The sequence below is a fragment of the Nocardiopsis eucommiae genome, assembly GCF_965344335.1.
Taxonomy (GTDB): domain Bacteria; phylum Actinomycetota; class Actinomycetes; order Streptosporangiales; family Streptosporangiaceae; genus Nocardiopsis; species Nocardiopsis eucommiae.
The window spans coordinates 1-20,863 of record NZ_CBDRIY010000061.1; the positions used below are offsets into that span (position 1 = coordinate 1).

The 20,863-nt window shown below is 72.0% G+C and carries 18 protein-coding genes; 16 read left to right on the forward strand and 2 right to left on the reverse strand.

All coding sequences use genetic code 11. From position 1 onward, the window contains the following. The 12 genes from pheS to argH all read left to right on the forward strand — a co-directional run. A partial coding sequence (gene pheS, locus ACRWK8_RS25455; protein WP_431873086.1) for a phenylalanine--tRNA ligase subunit alpha occupies nucleotides 1-785 on the forward strand: 785 nt, incomplete at its 5' end. Further along, nucleotides 785-3,274 carry a phenylalanine--tRNA ligase subunit beta gene (pheT, locus tag ACRWK8_RS25460; RefSeq protein ID WP_378747127.1) on the forward strand — a complete coding sequence of 830 codons (2,490 nt, stop codon included), beginning with the start codon at nucleotides 785-787 and terminating at the stop codon, nucleotides 3,272-3,274. The genes pheS and pheT, both read left to right, overlap by 1 nt. 502 nt (nucleotides 3,275-3,776) lie before the next feature. Then, entirely contained in the window at nucleotides 3,777-5,003 is a 1,227-nt protein-coding gene (locus ACRWK8_RS25465; RefSeq protein ID WP_431873095.1) for an aminotransferase family protein, read from the forward strand. Between the two features lie 325 nt (nucleotides 5,004-5,328). Next, the gene (locus ACRWK8_RS25470) at nucleotides 5,329-5,724 is read left to right on the forward strand and encodes a MarR family winged helix-turn-helix transcriptional regulator (protein WP_378747161.1); all 396 of its coding nucleotides are present in this window, start codon (nucleotides 5,329-5,331) and stop codon (nucleotides 5,722-5,724) included. A gap of 197 nt (nucleotides 5,725-5,921) precedes the next feature. Next, a complete protein-coding gene (locus tag ACRWK8_RS25475; protein WP_378747126.1) occupies nucleotides 5,922-7,343 on the forward strand; it encodes an NAD(P)/FAD-dependent oxidoreductase in 1,422 nt (473 codons plus the stop codon). Nucleotides 7,344-7,482: 139 nt separating this feature from the next. Continuing rightward, nucleotides 7,483-8,511: an N-acetyl-gamma-glutamyl-phosphate reductase gene (gene argC, locus ACRWK8_RS25480; protein ID WP_378747125.1), complete on the forward strand. Its 1,029-nt coding sequence runs from the start codon at nucleotides 7,483-7,485 to the stop codon at nucleotides 8,509-8,511. A gap of 11 nt (nucleotides 8,512-8,522) precedes the next feature. Then, nucleotides 8,523-9,329, forward strand: a complete 807-nt coding sequence (locus ACRWK8_RS25485; protein ID WP_378747124.1) for a bifunctional ornithine acetyltransferase/N-acetylglutamate synthase — start codon at nucleotides 8,523-8,525, stop codon at nucleotides 9,327-9,329. A 38-nt stretch (nucleotides 9,330-9,367) separates the two neighbouring features. Beyond that, on the forward strand, nucleotides 9,368-10,318 hold the full coding sequence (gene argB, locus ACRWK8_RS25490) for an acetylglutamate kinase (RefSeq protein ID WP_378747160.1): 951 nt from the start codon (nucleotides 9,368-9,370) through the stop codon (nucleotides 10,316-10,318). Further along, complete coding sequence (locus tag ACRWK8_RS25495) at nucleotides 10,315-11,523, forward strand: acetylornithine transaminase (protein WP_378747123.1); 1,209 nt, start codon at nucleotides 10,315-10,317, stop codon at nucleotides 11,521-11,523. The genes argB and ACRWK8_RS25495 overlap by 4 nt, the downstream gene beginning before the upstream one ends. Beyond that, nucleotides 11,520-12,473: an ornithine carbamoyltransferase gene (gene argF, locus ACRWK8_RS25500; protein ID WP_431873087.1), complete on the forward strand. Its 954-nt coding sequence runs from the start codon at nucleotides 11,520-11,522 to the stop codon at nucleotides 12,471-12,473. The genes ACRWK8_RS25495 and argF overlap by 4 nt, the downstream gene beginning before the upstream one ends. Next, nucleotides 12,470-13,003, forward strand: coding sequence for an arginine repressor (locus ACRWK8_RS25505; protein WP_378747121.1), 534 nt, complete (start codon nucleotides 12,470-12,472; stop codon nucleotides 13,001-13,003). Before argF ends, ACRWK8_RS25505 begins: the two co-directional genes overlap by 4 nt. An 80-nt stretch (nucleotides 13,004-13,083) precedes the next feature. Continuing rightward, entirely contained in the window at nucleotides 13,084-14,502 is a 1,419-nt protein-coding gene (gene argH / locus ACRWK8_RS25510; protein WP_378747120.1) for an argininosuccinate lyase, read from the forward strand. Nucleotides 14,503-14,693: 191 nt separating this feature from the next. On the opposite strand, the gene ACRWK8_RS25515 is transcribed toward argH, so the two are convergent. Then, complete coding sequence (locus ACRWK8_RS25515; protein ID WP_431873088.1) at nucleotides 14,694-15,587, reverse strand: class I SAM-dependent methyltransferase; 894 nt, start codon at nucleotides 15,585-15,587, stop codon at nucleotides 14,694-14,696. Nucleotides 15,588-15,702: 115 nt separating this feature from the next. Next, nucleotides 15,703-16,284, reverse strand: coding sequence for a helix-turn-helix domain-containing protein (locus ACRWK8_RS25520; RefSeq protein WP_352387786.1), 582 nt, complete (start codon nucleotides 16,282-16,284; stop codon nucleotides 15,703-15,705). Nucleotides 16,285-16,571: 287 nt separating this feature from the next. Between ACRWK8_RS25520 and ACRWK8_RS25525 the strand changes: the two genes are divergently transcribed. Genes ACRWK8_RS25525 through ACRWK8_RS25540 form a run of 4 tightly spaced genes read left to right on the forward strand, consistent with a single transcriptional unit; the run spans nucleotide 16,572 to nucleotide 20,757 of the window. Then, nucleotides 16,572-19,214, forward strand: a complete 2,643-nt coding sequence (locus tag ACRWK8_RS25525; protein ID WP_431873089.1) for a sensor histidine kinase — start codon at nucleotides 16,572-16,574, stop codon at nucleotides 19,212-19,214. Between the two features lies 1 nt (nucleotide 19,215). Further along, a complete protein-coding gene (locus ACRWK8_RS25530; RefSeq protein ID WP_378747117.1) occupies nucleotides 19,216-19,650 on the forward strand; it encodes a roadblock/LC7 domain-containing protein in 435 nt (144 codons plus the stop codon). A gap of 47 nt (nucleotides 19,651-19,697) precedes the next feature. Beyond that, nucleotides 19,698-20,156 carry a DUF742 domain-containing protein gene (locus ACRWK8_RS25535; protein ID WP_378747158.1) on the forward strand — a complete coding sequence of 153 codons (459 nt, stop codon included), beginning with the start codon at nucleotides 19,698-19,700 and terminating at the stop codon, nucleotides 20,154-20,156. Further along, entirely contained in the window at nucleotides 20,137-20,757 is a 621-nt protein-coding gene (locus ACRWK8_RS25540) for a GTP-binding protein (protein ID WP_431873090.1), read from the forward strand. The genes ACRWK8_RS25535 and ACRWK8_RS25540 overlap by 20 nt, the downstream gene beginning before the upstream one ends. Nucleotides 20,758-20,863: the final 106 nt, after the last annotated feature.

The window sequence follows — 20,863 nt, forward strand, 5'->3', positions numbered from 1 at the left end:
CCTCCCCTCGCCCCCCCCCCCCCCCCCCCCCCCGCCACCCGTTGACCACGGTCGCGGAGCGCATGACCGACGTGTTCGTCGGGATGGGCTTCGAGGTCGCCGAGGGTCCGGAGATCGAGGCGGAGTGGTTCAACTTCGACGCCCTCAACTTCCAGCCCGACCACCCGGCCCGCAGCATGCAGGACACCTTCTTCGTCGAGGGCCCCGACGGCGGCGAGTCCGGCCTGGTCATGCGCACGCACACCTCCCCGGTCCAGATCCGCGCGCTGCTCTCGCGCGAACTGCCGGTGTACGTGGTCGCGCCCGGCAAGACCTTCCGCACGGACGAGCTGGACGCCACGCACAGCCCGGTCTTCCACCAGTTGGAGGGCCTCGTGGTCGACAGGGGTATCACCCTGGCGCACCTGCGCGGCGCCATCGACGCCTTCGTCGAGTCCGTCTTCGGTGAGGGCCTGCGGACCCGCTTCCGCGCCTCCTACTTCCCGTTCACCGAGCCCTCCGCCGAGGTGGACATCGAGTGCTTCGTCTGCCGGGGCGCCTCCGTGGGCGACCCCGACCGGCCCTGCCGTACCTGCTCCAGCGAGGGCTGGATCGAGATCGGCGGCTGCGGCGTGGTGAACCCGCGCGTGCTCACCGCCGCCGGGGTGGACCCGGAGGTCTACAGCGGCTGGGCCTTCGGCCTGGGAATCGAACGGACACTGATGTTCGCGCACGGTGTGCGCGACATGCACGACATGGTCGAGGGCGACATCCGCTTCACCTCGGCCTTCGGGAGTGAGAACTGATGCGCGTCCCCCTGACCTGGCTGCGTGAGTACGTCGAGCTTCCGGCCGACGTCTCCGCCCGTGACCTCGCCTCCCGGCTGACCCTGGCCGGGCTGGAGGTCGAGACCGTCGACGAGCTCGGCACCGACCTGACCGGGCCCGTCGTCTTCGGCCGCGTGCTGGAGATCGAGGAGCTCACCGGCTTCAAGAAGCCCATCCGCCACTGCAGGGTGGACGTGGGCGCGGCCAACGGCACCGGTGAACCGCAGGAGATCGTCTGCGGCGCCCGCAACTTCGTCGAGGGCGACCTCGTCGTCGTCTCCCTGCCCGGCGCCGAACTGCCCGGGGGCTTCCGGATCGGCGCCCGCAAGACCTACGGGCGGATGTCGGCGGGCATGATCTGCTCCGCCACCGAACTCGGCCTGTGGGAGGACCACGACGGCATCGTCGTGCTCCCCGAGGGCTTCGCCGAGACCGGTGCGGACGCCATCGCCACCCTCGGCCTGCGCGAGGACGTCCTCGACATCGCCGTCACCCCCGACCGCGGGTACGCGCTGTCCCTGCGCGGCGTGGCGCGCGACGTCGCCGCCCTGTACGGGGTCGCGCTGCACGACCCCGCCGACGTCACCGTGGCCGATGCCACCGGGCCCGGCCACCCGGGTGCGATCGAGGACCCCGCGCGCTGCGACCGCCTCGTGCTGCGCGGCGCCACCGGCTTCGACCCGGAGGCGCCCACACCGCTGTGGATGAAGCGCCGCCTGCACCAGTGCGGGATCCGCCCCGTCTCCCTGGCCGTGGACGTCACCAACTACGTGATGCTCGAACTCGGTCAGCCGCTGCACGCCTGGGACCGCGACCGCGTCGACGGCGCGATCCGGGTCCGCCAGGCCGTGGCGGGGGAGAAGCTGGAGACCCTGGACCACGTCCAGCGCTCCCTGGACACCGACGACATCGTCGTCGCGGACGACTCCGGTGCCCAGGCCATCGCCGGTGTGATGGGCGGCCTCGACACCGAGATCGGCCTGGTCTCCACCAGCGTCCTGATCGAGGCCGCGCACTTCGACGCCATGAGCGTCGCGCGTGCCTCCCGTCGGCACCAGCTGTCCTCGGAGGCCTCCCGGCGCTTCGAGCGCGGCATCGACGCCGCCGCACAACTCGCCGCCGCCACCCGCGCCGTGGAGCTGCTGGCCGAACTCGGCGGCGCCACCGTCGAGACCGCCTACACGGTCGTCGACGAGTCCACTCCGCGCGAGCCCATCGTCATCCGGGCCTCCCACGCGGCGAGCGTGGCGGGGGTCGACTACCCCGAGGGCACCAGCGAGCGGTGGCTGCGCGCCGTCGGCTGCGCCGTCGAGACGGACGGGGACCTGCTCCGGGTCACCCCGCCCACCTGGCGGCCCGACGTCACCGACCCCAACGACCTCGCTGAGGAGATCATCCGCTTCGAGGGGTACGAGAACATCCCCTCGATCCGGCCCAGCGGTTCCGGACGGGGCCTGACCTCCGGTCAGCGCCTGCGCCGCGCGGTCGGCCGTGTCCTGGCCGACACCGGATTCAACGAGGTGCTGTCCTACCCGTTCACCGCCGAGCGGGACCTCGACGGTCTCCAGCTGGCCGCCGACGACCCGCGCCGGGCCAGCCTGCGCCTGGCCAACCCGCTCAGCGAGGAGGAGCCGCTGCTGCGGACCACCCTCCTGCCCGGGCTGTTCAAGGCCCTCGCCCGCAACGTGGGCCGTGGGCTCACCGACGTCGCCCTGTTCGAGACGGGCCTGGTGTACCTGCCTGTTCCCGGTGCCACCCGCGCCCCGATCCTGCCGGTGGACCGCGGCCCCGGCGCGGAGGAGCTCGCGCTCATCGACGCGGCCCTGCCCGAGCAGCCGCGCCGCGTGGGCGTGGTCGTGACCGGCGCCGCCGAGCGTGCGGGCTGGTGGGGCGAGGGGCGCGCGGCCACCTGGGCCGACGCGGTCCAGGCCGCCCGGGACGTCGCCCGGGTCGCCGGGGTGGACCTGGAGGTCGAGGCGGACACCCGTGCTCCGTGGCACCCCGGTCGCTGCGCCGCACTGTACGTGGGGGTGCAGGGCGAGCGCGTGCTCGTCGGCCACGCCGGCGAACTGCACCCGAGGGTCGTCAAGGCGTTCGGACTGCCGGAGCGCACCGCCGCGGCGGAGATCGACCTCGACGCTGTCGAGCGGGCCCGCTCCGACGCGCCCGCGCCGACGGTGTCGACCTACCCGGTGGCCACCCAGGACGTGGCCCTGGTCGTCGACGCCTCGGTGCCGGTCGGCCGGATCAGTGAGGCGCTGGCCGAGGGGGCCGGCCCCCTCCTGGAGAGTGTGCGGCTGTTCGACGTCTACACCGGCGAGCAGGTCGGTGAGGGGCGTAAGTCCGTGGCCTTCGCGCTGCGGTTCCGGGCCGAGGACCGGACGCTGACGGCCGAGGAGGCGGGCGCCGCGCGCGACGCCGCCGTCGCCCTGGCCACCGAGCGGACCGGCGCGGTCCTGCGCGGCTGATCCCGGTCGGCACCCGCCCCTCCGGGGAGAGGGGCGCCGACACGGCGGGCGGGGCGGGTTCTCCCTTGTGAGGGGGACGCGCCCCGCCCTTCGGCGTTCTCGCTGTGAGAGGCAGTCGGACCCCGCTCAGACGGAATGCGAGAAGACCCCCCTCCGTTGTGAAACATGCAGAGTGAGAGTTCGGATTTCAAGAAAATTGGAGGGGTGTCTTTCCAGCGTAGTAAGGGTTTTAGTGCGAGGCGGCGGGGGTAGCCGGAATGAAGTTTGGGTTTCGGGGCATGAAAGCTCGTTTTGGCTCTTGCTGTGGAGCGGCTTGAGAACTTAGCCTGCGAGTACCTGCCACGACCTGGGCGCCCAGGGAGGGGTCAGATCCGTTTTCCGCTGCGCGTTCTCGCGCATGTCACGGCTCGGAGGTCGCCATATGACCGAAACGGTTGTCTCGTCCGCGCTCGCTCCCAAGGAACACCGGGAGCCCAGCCGCCTCTGGCACACCTTCTGTGATATGAACACCGTGGCCAAGGGCCCGGAGTTCGTCGTGGCCCGCGCCGAGGGCGTGTGGCTCTGGGACCAGTTCGGTGACCGGTACCTGGACGGTACCGCCAGCCTCTGGTACTCCAACGTCGGGCACGGTCGCGCGGAGATCGCGGACGCGGTCCACCGACAGATGAGCACCCTGGACGCCTACACCGTCTACGGGGACTTCGCCAACGTACCCGCGATGGAGCTGAGCGAGCGACTCGCCGCCCACGCCCCGGTCGACGACCCGCGCGTCATCCTCACCTGCGGGGGAGGGGAGTCGATCGACACCGCCGCCAAGCTGGCGCGGGCCTACTGGGTCACGCAGGGCCAGCCGGAGCGGCAGCACCTGATCAGCCGGACCGGGGGGTACCACGGCCTCAACGGGTTCGGTACGAGCATGATCGGGATGGAACGCTTCCGTTCCGGCTACGGGAAGCTCATCGAGGACACCTCGGTGGTCCCGCACGACTCCGCCGCGGCCCTGGAGGCCGAGATCCTGCGGGTCGGGGCCGACCGCGTCGCCGCCTTCTTCGCGGAGCCGGTGATCGGCGCGGGCGGTGTCTTCCTGCCGCCGGAGCACTACTTCGCGGACGTGGCGCGGATCTGTCAGAAGTACGGTGTCCTCTTCGTCGTGGACAGCGTGATCTGCGGCTTCGCCCGTCTGGGGAACTGGTTCGGGATCGAGCGGTTCGGGGTCAGCCCGGACATGATCGTCTTCGCCAAGGGCGTCTCCAGCGGGTACCTGCCGCTGGGCGGGGTCGTGGTCAACGGTCGTGTGGCCGACCCCTTCTGGAACCAGGAGGGCAACCCGTTCCTGCACGGCACCACCTACGCGGGCCACCCGTCCGCGTGCGCCGCGGCCATGGCCAACCTGGACATCCTGGAGCGCGAGGACCTGTTCACGGTCTCCCGCGAGGTGGAGACCCACCTGGACTCCGCGCTGCGCGGGCTGGCCGACCACCCGCTGGTGGCCGAGGTCCGTTCCGGGGTCGGGGTGATGGGCGCGGTGGAACTCACGGAGGAGGCGCTGACCGAGCGTGGGATCACCACGGCGGAGGTCTTCTCGGAGGCCCGCGCGCGCGGCGTCATCGTCCGTCCGATTCCGAAGGCACTGCTGGTCTCGCCGCCCCTGATCATCACCTGGGAGCAGGTCGAGCACCTGACGTCCACCCTGTACGGGGCCCTGGACGCCGTCATGGACCGACACTGACGAGGGGGAGCCCGGGGTCTCCGGGCTCCCCGTGAAAGGACCCCACGGCAGGACGCGTAGAGCCCACCGGTGCACGGCGCCGGTGGGTTGATTATTTTCCTAGGAAACCTCTGTCGAGTACTGGTATCGTACGGTAATATTTACTGGGAAGATACTTCTTCGGGGTGCGTAGGGTCGACGTCCCCGGTCACACGGCAGGGGGCAGACCATGACGGCACAGGGAGACGCCACGGCGGAGCGGGACGGCGGGGAGGTCGCCGAACCGCTGGAGGCCGGTCCCAGCGGCGACGATCTGATCACGGCCTGGGGGCTGGTGCACGAGGCGATGAGCACGATCCAGCCGCGCCTGCTGCACGGGATCACCCCGGACGGCAGGGACATGGCGGGTCCGTGGTTCGAGGTCCTCATCCGCCTCCAGCGCACCCCCGGTCACCAGCTGCCGATGAGTCGTCTGGCGCGCGAGGTCAGCCTCAGCACGGGCGGGTTCACCAAGCTGGCGGACCGCCTGGAGAAGGAGGGCTACCTGGAACGACACAACTGCGCCAGTGACCGGCGCGTCGTCTACGCCACCCTCACCGAGAAGGGTCTGGAGTTCATCGTCGCGACGCGCGTGCGGCACGTCGAGCGTCTCCGGGAGCACGTGCTCGCGCCGCTGGGGGAGGCGGGGGTTAGACAACTCGCCGCCATCGCGCGTACGCTCCGTGACAGCGCTCGCGACTGAGGCGAACCCCGAACGGCGACTCTACGTAGTCGAATCCCCACTCTCGCGGGGTGTCGATCCACGTGAATGTGCCGAAAACATCCCATGCGCCTTCGTTCCCATGTAGGTTGGCCAGAGTTCGGGGGCCCATGCGGGGTGGGTCGGGAGCACTGAGGTTCCGGGGGGAACGAATGAGGCTGTTCACCACTGCTGCCCAGATGAGGCCCATTCCCCGGTCCTCTCGCTTCGCCAACGGTGGCGTCTCCTTCTGGTTCCGCGAGGACGGTCTGCCCGAACGGAGATCCCCCCTCCCCGGTGACGCCGACTACGACGTCTGCGTGGTCGGGGCCGGGTACACCGGTCTCTGGGCCGCTTACTACCTCAAGAAGGACCAGCCTGACCTGCGCGTCTGCGTCGTCGAGCGGGAGTTCGCCGGGTTCGGGGCGTCGGGGCGTAACGGAGGGTGGTTGTCCGCGGAGTTCTCCGGTTCCCAGGAGGACTACGCACGGTCACATGGCAAGCCCGCCATGATCGCGCTCCAGCGTGCCCTGATGAACACGGTGGACGAGGTGGTCGCGGTCACCGAGGCCGAGGGGATCGAGGCCGACGTCGTCAAGGGCGGCATGCGCCTGGTCGCCAGCAACGCGGCCCAGCACGAACGTCTCCGGGCCCACATCGACCACCTCCAGGACTGGGGCTACTGGCCCGACGACATCCACATGGTCGACCCGGACCACGCGCCCCCGATCACGGTGGACGGCGCGGTCGCCGCGGCCTACTCGCGGCACGCCGCCCGTGTCCACCCGGCCAAGCTGGTCACCGGTCTGGCCCGCGTGGTCGAGGCGCTGGGCGTCGAGATCTTCGAGGACACCCCGGTGACGGAGATCCGGCCCCGTGAGGGGTCCGAGCGTCCGTCCGTGGTCACCGAGCACGGCACCGTCCGCGCCGACCACGTGCTGCGGGCCACCGAGGGCTTCACCTCCACCCTGCGCGGGCAGCGCCGCCGGTGGCGTCCCATGTACTCCTCGATGATCGTCACCGAGCCGATCGCCGCGGAGCTGTGGGAGGACATCGGATGGGAGGGCCGTGAGCTCCTGCGGGACTCCGCCCACTCCTACGTCTATGCCCAGCGCACCGCCGACGACCGCATCGCCATCGGCGGCCGGGGCGCCCCGCACCGCCTCGGCGCCTCCGAGGACAACGAGGGGGCCACCGCGCCCCAGGCCATCGCCGAACTGTGGCGCTCCTTGACCGGGATGTTCCCCGGTGTCGCGGACGCCCCGATCGAGCACGCCTGGTCGGGCGTGCTCGGGGTGCCCCGGGACTGGTCACCGACGGTGAACCTGGACACCGCGTCCGGTCTGGGCTGGGCGGGCGGCTACTCCACCAGCGGCGTCTCCACCAGCAACCTCGCGGGTCGCACCCTGCGCGACCTGGTCCTGGGGCGCAGCAGCGACCTCACCCGCCTGCCGTGGGTCGGGCACGAGGTGCGCGGCTGGGAACCCGAGCCGCTGCGCTGGATGGGGACCCAGGTCGTGCGCGGTCTCTACCGGACGGCCGACCGCCGCGAGTCCCGGACCGAGGGCAAGGGCCACACCTCCCGCCTGGCCGACCTCGCCACGCGCATGCCCGGGAACTGACCCGCCGTCCCCCCGGCCGGGTCGCCGCTCGACCCGCCATACCCTCCCCGCGCACCCCCGCTTCGACCGCCGTCAGTTGCATAAAATTACACTGGCATGCATGATGGTTCAGTCCAAGCGAGTCAGAGAGGGTCTCACCATGGGATACACAGCGGCCATCGCCGGAGCCAGCGGCTACGCCGGGGGCGAGCTGCTGCGTCTGCTCCTGGGACACCCCGACATCGAGATCGGCGCCCTGACCGCGGGCAGCAACGCCGGGACCCCCCTGATCCAGCACCAGCCCCACCTGCTTCCGCTGGCCGACCGCACCCTCGTGCCCACCACCGTCGAGGAACTGCGCGGCCACGACGTCGTCTTCCTCGCCCTCCCGCACGGGCAGTCCGCCGACATCGCCCACCAGCTCGGTGACGACGTGCTGGTCGTGGACTGCGGTGCCGACTTCCGCCTGAACGACGCCGCCGCCTGGGAACGCTTCTACGGCACCCCGCACGCCGGGACCTGGCCCTACGGCCTCCCCGAACTCCCCGGCCAGCGCGACCGCCTCACCGGCGCCCGCCGGATCGCCGTCCCCGGCTGCCACGTCACCGTCGCCACCCTCGGCCTCTTCCCCGGCCTGGCCCAGCAGCTCGTCGAGACCGACCTCACCGTCGTGGCCGTCACCGGCACCTCCGGGGCGGGCAAGGCGCCCAAGCCCAACCTGGTCAGCAGCGAGATCATGGGAGCCCTCAGCCCCTACGGGGTCGGCGGCACCCACCGGCACAACCCCGAGATCGTCCAGAACCTCACCGCCGTCACCGGCGAACCGGTCCGCCTCTCCTTCACCCCGGTCCTGGCACCGCTGCCGCGCGGCATCCTCGCCACCTGCACCGCGCCCCTCAAACCCGGGGTCACCGCCGACCAGGTGCGCGCCGCCTACGAGACCACCTACGCCGACGAACCCTTCGTCCACCTGCTCCCCGAGGGCACCTGGCCCAACACCGCCATGACCCTCGCCGCCAACACCACGCTCGTACAGGTCACCGTGGACCCCGACGCCGGTCGCATGGTCGTCGTCGCCGCCCTGGACAACCTCACCAAGGGCACCGCCGGCGGAGCGGTCCAGAGCACCAACCTCGCCCTCGGCCTGCCCGAGACCACCGGCCTCCCGCTCGCCGCAGTCGCGCCCTAGGGAGTGCCGACATGAGCGTCACCGCGCCCCAGGGCTTCCGCGCCGCCGGTGTGACCACCGGAACCGGCACCGACCACACCCGTGACCTGGCCGTCGTCGTCAACGACGGCCCCGCACGCGCGGCCGGAGCGGTCTTCACCGACCACCCCGAGCCCGCCGCCCCCGTCCTGTGGACCCGGCAGGTCGTCGCGGGCGGACGCGTCCGCGCCGTCGTCCTCCACTCCGGCGGGGCCAACGCCGCCACCGGACCGCTCGGCTTCCAGGCCGCCCACGCCCAGGCCGAGCACACCGCCGACCTCCTGGCCGACTCCGCCGCCGAGGTCGCGCTCTGCTCTGCCGGGGAGGTCGGCACCGTACCGAGGACCGACCCCCTCAACACCGCCGTGGCGGACGCCCTCGCCCAGGCGGCCCGGGGCGGCGGGCTCGCCGCCGCCGACGCCGTCCGCACCGACGACACCGTCGCCAAGTTCGCCTTCCGACGCGGCGAGGGCGTCACCGTCGGCGGCATGGCCAAGGGCCCCGACGCCTCCGTCGGCTCCGCCCTGTGCGTCCTGACCACCGACGCCGCACTCACCCCCGAACAGTGCCAGCGCCTGGTCACCGACGCGACCGCCTCGGCTCTCGCCCCGCTGACCGGCACCAACGACACCGTCCTGCTGATGGCCAGCGGCGCGGCCCCGGTCACCCCGGACGAGCCGGCGGTCGCCCTCCTGCTCACCCGGGTCTGCGAGGAGCTCGCGGCCCAGATCGCGGCGGACACGCCCGCGTCCGTCACCTCCGAACCCGGATCCCCCCAGGACAGGCAGGCCCACCAGTGAACTCCGCGACACCCACCACGCAGGACCAGGCCCAGGCCATGGACAAGGCGGCGCACCTCATCGAGGCGCTGCCCTGGCTCTCCCGCTTCCACGGTCGCACGGTCGTGGTCAAGTACGGCGGCAACGCCATGATCAGCGAGGAGCTCCGGGTCCGCTTCGCGGAGTCCATCGTCTTCCTCTACTACGCGGGCCTGCGCCCCGTCGTCGTCCACGGCGGCGGACCCCAGATCAGCGCCATGCTGGACCGCTCCGGAGTGGAGTCCAGCTTCACCGCCGGGCTGCGGGTCACCACCGACGAGGCCATGGACATCGTCCGGATGGTCCTCACCGGGCAGGTCAACCGCGAGATCGTCGGGCTGGTCAACCAGCACGGCCCCTTTGCGGTCGGTATGTCCGGTGAGGACGCCAACCTCCTCTACGCCGAACGCAAGAGCGTGCAGGTGGACGGCGAGACCGTCGACATCGGCCGGGTTGGAGAGGTCAGCGAGGTCGACCCCGGAGCGGTCTCCGCGCTCATCGCGGACGGCCGCATCCCCGTGGTCTCCAGCGTCGCCCGAGCCGACGACGGCGGCGTCTACAACGTCAACGCCGACACCGCCGCCTCCGCGCTCGCCGTCGCCCTGGGAGCGAGCAAGCTCATCATGCTCACCGACGTCGAGGGCCTGTTCGCGGACTACCCGGCCAACACCGACCTCATCCGCCGCCTCAACGTGGACGAACTGCGCGCCCTCCTGCCCTCCCTCTCCGCGGGGATGCTCCCCAAGATGGAGGCCTGTCTGACGGCGGTCGAGGGCGGCGTGCCCCAGGCCCACATCATCGACGGTCGTGTGCCGCACTCCCTGCTCCTCGAGGTCTTCACCGACCTGGGCGTCGGCACGATGGTCGCCGACGAGGAGCTGGAGGCCGAACTCCTCTCCGGGAACGGCCACTACCCGCGCCCCTGGCGCCCCACCCACACCTCCGAACCGAACACGGGAGACCACAAGTGACCAGCAGCGACCTGAGGGAGCGCTTCGCCGCCTCGCTCATGCCCAACTACGGCGTGCCGCCGGTGGCCCTGGCCCTCGGGCGCGGCTGCGAGGTCTACGACGCCGACGGCCGCCAGTACCTCGACCTCATCGCGGGCATCGCCGTGTCCAGCCTGGGTCACGGCCACCCCGCCCTGGTCAAGGCGGTCGCCCACCAGGCGGCCACCCTCGCCCACACCAGCAACCTCTTCGTGCACGAGCGCGAGGTCCAGCTGGCCGAGCGCCTGGTCGAGCTGGTCGGCGGCGACGCCAAGGTGTTCTTCGCCAACTCCGGAACCGAGGCCAACGAGGCCGCGCTCAAGCTGGTCAAGCGCGCCGCCGGATCCGGCCGCCACTACTTCGTGGCCGCCGCCAAGGGCTTCCACGGCCGCTCCGCCGGGGCCCTCGCCCTGACCGGCAAGGACTCCATCCGCGAGCCCTTCGGCCCCTACGGCACGGATGTGCGCTTCGTTCCCCACGGCGACATCGACGCCCTCACCGAGGCGGTCGACGAGCACTGCGTGGCCGTGTTCGTCGAACCCACCCAGGGGGAGGCCGGAGTGGTCCCCGCCCCCGAGGGCTACCTCGCCGGGGTCCGCGCCCTGTGCGACCGCACCGGCGCCGCCTTCGTCCTGGACGAGATCCAGAGCGGCATCGGCCGCACCGGCCAGTGGTTCGCCCACCAGGAGGAGGGCGTGCGCCCCGACGTGCTCACCCTCGCCAAGGGCCTCGGCGGAGGGCTGCCCATCGGCGCCTGCGTCGGCTTCGGCCGCTTCGCGGACGCCTTCCAGAAGGGCGACCACGGCTCCACGTTCGGCGGGAACCCCGTGGCCTGCGCCGCCGCGCTGGCCGTCATCGACACCATCGAGACCGAGGGCCTGCTCGCCCACACCAAGGTGATGGGCGACCTGCTCGCCGAGCAGATCGAGGGCATCGACCACCCCCTCCTGTCCGGACAGCGCGGCAGCGGGCTCTGGCGCGCGCTCGTGCTCACCGGGCCGCACGCCGCGCACGTCCAGGAACAGGCGGCGGTCCGCGGCTTCCTGGTCAACGCGGTCGCGCCCGACGCGATCCGACTGGCCCCGCCCCTGGTGATCACCCCCGAGCAGATCGGTGTGTTCATCGAGGCCCTGCCCACCATCCTCGACGCCGCCGAAGCCGCCGCCACGAAGGAGCAGCAGTCATGACCCGCCACTTCCTGCGTGACGACGACCTCACGCCCGAGGAGCAGACCCGCGTCCTCGACCTGGCCGACGAGATGAAGCGGGACCGCTTCGCGTACCGTCCCCTGGCCGGGCCGCGCACCGTCGCCCTGCTCTTCGACAAGCCCTCGACCCGGACCCGGCTGTCCTTCTCCGTGGGCGTGGCCGACCTCGGCGGCAGCCCGCTGGTCCTGGACTCCGGCAGCACCCAGATGGGGCGCGGCGAACCGCTGGAGGACACCGCCCGCGTCCTGGAGCGCCAGGTCGCCGCCGTCGCCTGGCGCACCTTCTCCCAGGCCGACGTGGAGAACCTCGCCCGGCACATCGGCGTCCCGGTGATCAACGCGCTCACCGACGAGTTCCACCCCTGCCAGATCCTCGCCGACCTCCAGACGGTCCGCGAGGTCAAGGGCTTCCTGGCCGGGCTCACCCTCGCCTACCTCGGTGACGGCGCCAACAACATGTCCCACTCCTACCTCCTGGGCTGCGCCACCGCCGGGATGCACGTGCGGATCGGCGCCCCTGAGGGGTTCCACCCGGACGAGGTCGTGCTGACCCGGGCCCGCGAGATCGCGGAGGGCACCGGCGGATCGGTCACCGTCACCACCGACGCCCGGGAGGCGGCCGAGGGCGCCGACGTGGTGGCCACCGACACCTGGGTCTCCATGGGACAGGAGGACGAGAAGGAGGACCGCGAGGCCCCCTTCCGCCCCTACATCGTCGACGAGGCGCTCATGGCCGCCGCCCGGCCCGAGGCCGTCGTGCTGCACTGCCTGCCCGCGTACCGGGGCAAGGAGATCACCGCCGGGGTCATCGACGGCCCCCAGAGCGTGGTCTGGGACGAGGCCGAGAACCGGCGCCACGTGCAGAAGGCCCTGCTCACCCACCTGCTGGAGAGCAGCGACGACCCCGAGTCCGAGCCCGAGACGCGATGAGCCACGACCCCAGCGGCCCGGCCCCCATGACCAAGGCCGCCCGGCACGCCCGCATCACGGACGTCCTCACCCGTGAGGACGTCCGCTCCCAGGGGGAGCTGGCCAAGCGCCTCTCCGAGGCGGGGGTGCAGGTCACCCAGGCCACCCTCTCCCGGGACCTGGACGAACTGGGCGCGGTCAAACTCCGTACCGCCGACGGTCACCTGGCCTACGTGCTCCCGGGGGAGGGCGGCGAACGCCTTCAGCGCACCCGCCCCGACACCCTCAGCCTCGAACAGGTCTCCGGGGCCCGCCTCACCCGGCTGGCCGAGGACCTGCTCGTCTCGGCCGAGGCCTCCGCCAACATGGTCATCGTGCGTACCCCGCCGGGGGCCGCGCAGTACCTCGCCTCGGCCATCGACCACACGGACTTCCACGCCATCCTGGGGACCATCGCCGGGGACGACACCATCCTGGTGATCTCCCGCGACCCGCGGGGCGGGGAGGACCTGGCCGCGGCGCTGCTGCGGCTGGCCGACCGCAGACCCTGACGGCACGCGCCGTCGCACCCCGGCTCCGGACGGCCCAGGCGCCGTCCCGCACCACCCGAAACGTCACGAAGGAGACCACGATGGCCGACCAGCCCGAGGCCCTGCGCCTGTGGGGCGGCCGCTTCGAGGGCGGACCGGACCAGGCCCTGGCCCGCCTCTCGCTCAGCACCCACTTCGACTGGCGCCTCGCCCGCCACGACATCGCCGGATCGCGGGCCCACGCCCGCGCCCTGCACCGCGCGGAGCTGCTCACCGCCGACGAACTCGACCGCATGATCGCGGGGCTGGACCGGCTGGAGGCCGACGTGGCCTCGGGGGACTTCACCCCCGTGCTGGAGGACGAGGACGTGCACACCGCGCTGGAGCGCGGGTTCATCGAGCGGGTCGGAGCCGAACTCGGCGGACGGCTGCGCGCCGGGCGCTCCCGCAACGACCAGATCGCCACCCTGGTCCGTATGTACCTGCGGGAGGAGGCCCGGTCCATCGCCGACCAGCTCCTCGACCTCGTACGCGCCCTCGCGGACCAGGCCGGGGCCCACCCCGACGCCGCCATGCCGGGCCGTACCCACCTCCAGCACGCCCAGCCCGTCCTGCTCGCCCACCAGCTGATGGCGCACGCCTGGCCGCTGGTCCGCGACGTCGAACGGCTCCGGGACTGGGACCGCCGCGCGGCCGTCTCCCCGTACGGTTCCGGTGCCCTGGCCGGGTCCTCCCTGGGCCTGGACCCGGAGGCGGTCGCTGACGAACTCGGCTTCCCGGCGTCCTCGGAGAACTCCATCGACGGCACCGCCGCCCGCGACGTCGTCGCGGAGTTCGCCTTCGTCACCGCCATGATCGGCGTGGACCTGTCCCGGCTCTCGGAGGAGGTCATCCTGTGGGCGACGAAGGAGTTCTCCTTCATCACCCTCGACGACGCCTTCTCCACCGGCTCCTCGATCATGCCGCAGAAGAAGAACCCCGACGTGGCCGAACTCGCCCGGGGCAAGGCCGGCCGACTGGTCGGTGACCTCACCGGCCTGCTCACCACCCTCAAGGGGCTCCCGCTCGCCTACAACCGGGACCTCCAGGAGGACAAGGAACCGGTCTTCGACGCCGTGGACAGCCTGCACCTGCTGCTGCCCGCCATGACCGGCATGGTCGCCACGCTCACCTTCCACACCGACCGGATGGCCGAACTGGCCCCGCAGGGATTCTCCCTGGCCACGGACATCGCGGAGTGGCTGGTCCGTGAGCGCGTCCCCTTCCGTGACGCCCACGAGATCGCGGGTACCTGCGTTCGGGTGTGCGAGGAGCGCGGGATCGACCTGCCCGAGCTCACCGACGCCGACTTCGCGGAGATCTCCGAGCACCTGACCCCGGGCGTGCGCGAGGTCCTCACCGTCGCGGGCTCCCTGGCCTCCCGCGCGGGCCGGGGCGGGACCGCCCCTGTCCGCGTGGCGGAGCAGCTCGACCGGCTCCGCGCCGACGTCGAGGAGCACCGCAAGGCCTTCACGGCCTAGATCGTTGGTGTGCAATGTGTGCCCCGGTCAGTGGTCGTCCACGACCCCCTGACCGGGGCGCCGATCCGCCAGTGGTGCCGGATCACCGGGTTCATCGCCGGACGCGTTGGCACATCTCGGACCGGAGTGGTCCCCACCGGTGCGGCCCGGCGGTGTCGCGGCCCCGTCGGCCGTCCGCCGGACGGGCCGGATCAGTCCGAGCGGCGGGCGGCCCAGACGGAGCGCACGGTACGCACCGTCAGGTCGTCCCGGTGCGCGATCCCGCCCGGGTCCCCGCTGTCCAGCAGCCGGTCGAGCGCGGTCAGGTCCTCGGGCACCAGCGCGTCGACCACGCTCTCCCTCAGGCGGCGGAGGCTGGTGAGCGCGTACTCCACGACCACCGGGTCTCCGGAGCCCTCCAGCTCCGCCGTCAGGGTGCGTTCACCCTCGACACGGAACCCGTTGGCGGTCAGCTTCTCCGCCCAGTCCGCGCCCCGGTGCGGCACGTGACCGGTGTGCCACCGGTCGCTCACCGCGTGCAGGGCCTCCTCCAGCCCCGGTCGTTCCGCCGGGGCGTCCTCGGGCAGGAACCGAGGGAAGCCCGAGAGCTCGACCAGGGCGAGCAGCCCTCCGGGAGCGAGCAGGTCGCGGGTCCGGCGCAGGGCGAGGTCGGGGTCGGCCATGTGGTGCAGGGAGGCCGAGGCCCACACCAGGTCCGGTGAACCGAGGTCGGGCCAGTCGGCCTGGTCGAGGTCGGCCAGGAGCGTGCGCACGCGGTCGGCCACCCCGGCCTCCCGGGCCTTCGCCCGCAGCCGGTCGAGGTGCTCGGCCGAGGAGTCGACGGCGGTCACGCGCGCCTCCGGGAAGCGGGCGAGGAGCGGGAGGGTTCCGGCCCCGGTTCCGGCCCCCAGGTCGACGATCTCGCGCGGGTCTCCCACCAGGGGCAGCCAGGCGATGACGTCGTCGGTCAGCGGGGCCGTCACCCGTGCGTCGAGGTCGAGGATCAGGGCCTGGTCGTGCGCGCCGCGCTCGTGCGCGTGTTCCGTGGTGTGGCCGTGCCGGTTGTGTGCCGAGTGGTGTCCGTGCTGCTTGTGAGAGTGCGTCATGCGGCCAGGCTAGGCCGACCTTGCGTCAGTGGCAGCACTTCTTTCGCCAAAGGCAAGAGAGTCTCCTCGGGGGGTGCCGAACGCGCAAGTCCGTCCGCAGTCCGTCCGCCCAGGTTCAGGAGGGTGAGGTCTCGGCGCCGCCCCGCTGGTGGCCCCGGCGCGCGTCGCGGTCGAAGATCCCGAGGATCTCGCACGGACCACCCTCGGCCCCGATCGCGTGCGGAAGCATGGTCGGGAACTCGGCCGCCTGGTTCGTTTCGATCCGGATGCGCCGGTCGCCCAGGAGGAGCACCGCGGTTCCGGACAGCACGACCAGCCATTCCCGCCCCGGGTGCGCCCGCATCCGCGAGGGCTGGTCCGGCGGGGGGTCGGTCAGCCTCTGCCGCATGACGGTCATGCCGGGGTCGGCCCGCACCGGCCACCGGAGCGTTCCGTGGGCACCGTCCACCATCGGGCTGGAGACGACGTCGTCGGTGGCGCTCTCCACCAGTTGGTCCAGGGTGGTGTCCAACGCCCGGGCCAGGGTCACCAGGCTGTCCAGGGCCAGCCTCCGCTGCCCGTTCTCGATCCGGCTCAGGGTGGACTGGCTCAGCCGGGCCCGAGCGGCCAGCTCCTCCAGCGACCACCCCTGCGCCACCCGGAGGGCGCGGATGCGTCCCCGCACCAGGCGGTCCAGGTCTCGGTCCTCTTGCGTCATGGGCAGCAGCCTATGTCCTCGACGCATGGAACGCGGCGAGGTCGGACTTAAGCCCCCATCGTCTGACATGCGTGTACACACCACCCCAAGGGCGCGCGACGTGCCCGTGCCCGCGAGCGAATCCAATCTCCGATTCCCCACGCGCCCAGGGGAAGAGTGCGGTAGCGTCCTGAGTCTGCGGACACCGCACGTGTTTCCATCTGCGCGTACCGTGACGACCCGTGCGGGGACCGGCACGCACCAGGCGTGGTCTCCGGTGCCCGCGTCGAGTCCGTGGGAGGAGCGCAGTGGGTCAGCCAGTGAGCACGGGTCGCGGGCCCAGGTCCGGTAGCGGGCCAGGAATCAGAACACAGCTCAACCGGATCGTGCTGATCCCCAGTATCACCTTTCTCGCGCTGTTCATCCTGCTCAGCACGGCCACCCTCGCGCAGGCGCTGTCACTGCACCACTCCGTCACCGACGGCCGTGCGGGGGCCGACCTCGCCGGGGCGCTCACCGCACTCCAGGACGAACGCCGACTCAGCGTCGACTTCGTCACCGACCCCGGAGGCGAGACCCGTCAGGCGCTCGTCGAGGCCGCGCGAACGACCGACGAGACCCTCGCCCAGCTCCGCCAGGTACGCGAGACGCTGGAGGGCGAAGGAGACGAGCCCGAGGCGCTGGCCCTGGCGTTCTTCGGCTCCCTCGAGGACGTGCAGGCGCTGCGTACCGACAACCTCGCCGACCCCGGCGCGGTGGCCGACGTCCTGGACACCTACACCGGCGCCGTCGAGCAGGGCATCCGGCTCTACTCGACCACCGTCCAGGGCCTCGACGACGGGCTCGTCTCCGACGCCGCCTCCGAGGCCGACAACCTCCTGTGGGCCCAGGAGAGCTTCGGCCACGCCGACGCCGTCATCACCGCCGTGCTCGCCGAGAACGACCTCACCCGCTCGCACCAGGCCGAGATCGCCTCCCTCACGGGGGACACGCGCCGCAGGCTGAGCGCGGAGGAACCCCCCGACGAGCTCTCCGAGGGGCAGGGGCCCGTCGCCCGGGCCGAGACCGGCACGGACACCGCGGAGGCCGCCGAGGAGGACCAGGCCGCCAGCGTCGAGCGGATCACCCGCGGCGCCGCGTGGGCGCGGGCCATGGGGGTGGCCGACACCCTCGTCCAGCACGAGGCACCGGTGGAGGTCGACCCCATCACCGGGGAGCTCCACCGCGACCACGCCCCGCCCGCCGGCCTCGGCGCCTGGCGCGAGGCCGCCGACGAGGTCAACGCCGGGCTGACGGAGGTCACCACGGACAGGGTGGACAGCGTGGTGACCTCCACTGAGGAGGCCAGCTCGTGGATGTTCACGATGGCCCTCGGCGGCGGCATCACCTCGTTGTTCGCGGGAACGGTCGCCTACGGGGTGGCCGCAAGCTCCGCCAGCCGACTCACCTACCGACTGGCCAGGCTCCGCGCGGAGACGCTCGGGATCGCCCGCAGCGACCTCCCCCGAATCGTGCGCCGCCTGGAAGCGGGCGAGAGCGTGGACCTCGACACCGAGATGAAGCAGCTCGACCACGGCACCGACGAGGTCGGCCAGGTGGCGGACGCCTTCAACATCGCCCAGCGCACCGCTGTCGGCGCCGCTGTCAAGCAGTCCGACATCCGGGCGGGCGTCAGCCGGGTCTTCCTCGGCATCGCCCACCGCAACCAGTCCCTGGTGCAGCGCCAGCTCCAGCTCCTGGACCGGGTGGAGCGCGAGGAGGAGGACCCGGACCTGCTGGAGAGCCTCTTCCAGCTCGACCACCTCGCGACCCGGGGCCGCCGTCACGCCGAGAACCTCATCATCCTCGGCGGCGCCCAGCCCGGACGGCGCTGGCGCCACCCCGTCCCCCTCGTGGACATCCTGCGCGGCGCCATCTCCGAGACGGACGAGTACGCCCGCGTCGAACTCACCTCCGTGCCGGACCTGTCCCTGGTGGGAGCGGTCGTCGCCGACGTCATCCACCTGCTGGCCGAGCTGGTCGAGAACGCGACCGCCTACTCGCCACCCCACACGAACGTCACCATCGCCACCGACAACGTCCCCAAGGGCGTGGTGATCGAGATCGAGGACCGGGGCCTGGGGATGACGGAGGAGGTCCTGGACGAGAACAACGCCACGCTCGCGGAGGCACCCGAGTTCGACGTCATGACCCCCGGGACGGACGGCCGCCTCGGCCTGTTCGTCGTGGCCAGGCTCGCGCTCAAGCACGAGATCGGGGTGCAGCTGCGGCACTCGCCCTACGGAGGCACCCGCGCCGTGGTGCTCGTGCCCAGCGCCCTGGTGGTCTCCAGCGGCGGTGCGCCGGTGGAGCGTCCCCGAGCGGCGGTGCTCGCCCGCTCCGGATCGGTCCGCCCGGAACCCCACGCGGGTACCGAGCACGACGACCCCGCCGACCTGCTGGCGGCCGAGGCGGGCCCCCGGCACGCCCGCCCGGTCCTGCGGTCGGTCCCCGAACACGACGACCGGCCCGCGGACGAGACGGGCGACCACGTTCCCCACGGGCCGCTGCTGCGCCAGGTGCCGGACCTGACACCCGAACCCGAGCCGACCCCCGAGCCCGCGCACGGGCCCGGCGAGGAGCCCGGCCCCACGGGCCACGCGCCCCTGCCCCGAAGAGGAGGAGACGAGACGACGATCGGGACCAGACCGGACCGGGCCGGACTGCCACGGCGCAGGCGCCAGGCCAACCTCGCACCCCAGCTCCGCGACGACCCCTCGACCGGCGCGGATCCGCACGACACCGAACCGGTGTCGCAACGCAGCCCCGAACAGGCACGCCGCATGATGGACGCCTTCAGCGCCGGAACCCGACGCGGTCGAGCCGAGGAGATCGGCCACGAAGGGCTCGGGCACAGCAGTGATGACCAGGTCGGTGCAGGCGCCGACGACCACACAGGAGAGAGCGACTGAGATGGTGGGCATGAGCAAGGCCGCGGACAACCTGGACTGGCTCCTGGACGACCTGGTCGACCGTGTCGTGGGAGCCAGCCACGCGATCGTGCTGTCGGCCGACGGACTGCTGCTCGGACGCTCCCGGGGACTGATCTCGGACGACGCCGAGCATCTTTCCGCGGTGGCCTCCGCGTTCCAGAGCCTGGCCCGGGGCACCGGGCGCCACTTCGGCGGCGGGGACGTCCGTCAGACCGTGGTGGAGATGGAGCACTCGTACCTGTTCGTCACCGCGGCGGGCACCGGGGCCTGTCTGGCCGTCCTGGCGACCGAGGACGCCGACGTCGGACTGGTCGCCTACGAGATGAACCTCCGGGTCAAGAGGGTGGGTCAGTTCCTCACCGCGCCGCCACGACGGCCGGGCCACCTCACGGCCATGGGAGGCGGGAGCTCGTGAGCACCCCTGGTGAACAACGCGGCGGCTCGCTGTCGAGCGTGCCGCCCGTGAGGGAGGGGGAGGGCGTGGGCGGTCCCACGCGGCGCGCACACCCCACCTGGCACCGTGGTCGGGGCCACCCCACCTCCGAGGGTCCCGCCGCCGGGATCACGCCGGGGGACGCCCCTGCCGGGCCGCTGGTCCGTCCCTACACGATGACCCGGGGACGGACCCGACCGGGCAGCGCGGGACGCGGACTGGACCTGATCACGATCGTGATGGCGGCCCCCGACCGTGAGGACCGTGCCCGGGACCCCGAGCTCCAGGCGATCCTGACCCTGTGCCGCAGGCCCATTTCGGTCGCGGAGATCTCCGCGCGCCTGGACATCCCCCTGACCGTGGTCAAGGTGCTCCTCGGAGACCTGGTGGCCGAGGGGGACGTCCACACGCGGGCAGCGATGCCCGTGGCCCAGCTTCCCGAGAAGAAAGTACTTCAGGCGGTACTCGATGGCATCCGCAGACTCTGAGAACCGACCGGGAGCGCAGGAGGCGCGTGAGGCGCCGGAGGCGATACCCCAAGCGGTCAAGATCATCATCGCCGGAGGGTTCGGCGCGGGAAAGACGACGATGGTGGCCTCCGTCAGCGAGATCACCCCGCTCAGCACCGAGGAGGTGATGACCGAGGCCAGCCAGGGGGTCGACGACCTCGGGGGAGTGGAGAACAAGACCACCACGACGGTCGCCCTGGACTTCGGTCGTATCACCATCAACGAGGACATCGTGCTGTACCTGTTCGGTACACCGGGGCAGGACCGCTTCTGGTTCATGTGGGACGAGCTGGTGGAGGGCGCCCTGGGTGCCGTGGTGCTGGCCGACACGCGTCGGCTGGACACCTGCTTCCACGCGGTGGACTTCTTCGAGCGCCGGGGCGTGCCGTTCGTGGTCGCGGTCAACCAGTTCGACGGTGCGGCGCACTACGAGGCGGGGGAGGTACGGGAGGCGTTGGACATACCGGCGGAGGTGCCGCTGCTGATGGCAGACGCCAGGGAGCGCGAGTCGTCCAAGGAGGTCCTCGTCCAGCTGGTGACCCACGTCATCAACGGTCGTCGTCCGGTACTCAGCGGTTGAGCGGGCGACCCCGCCAGTCGGAGCCGGGTCGGTCCGTTGTACGTTCAGGAGAAACGCCCGTGAATGTGGTGTTGAACGCTACAATGTCGCGGCAGTGACCACCCGC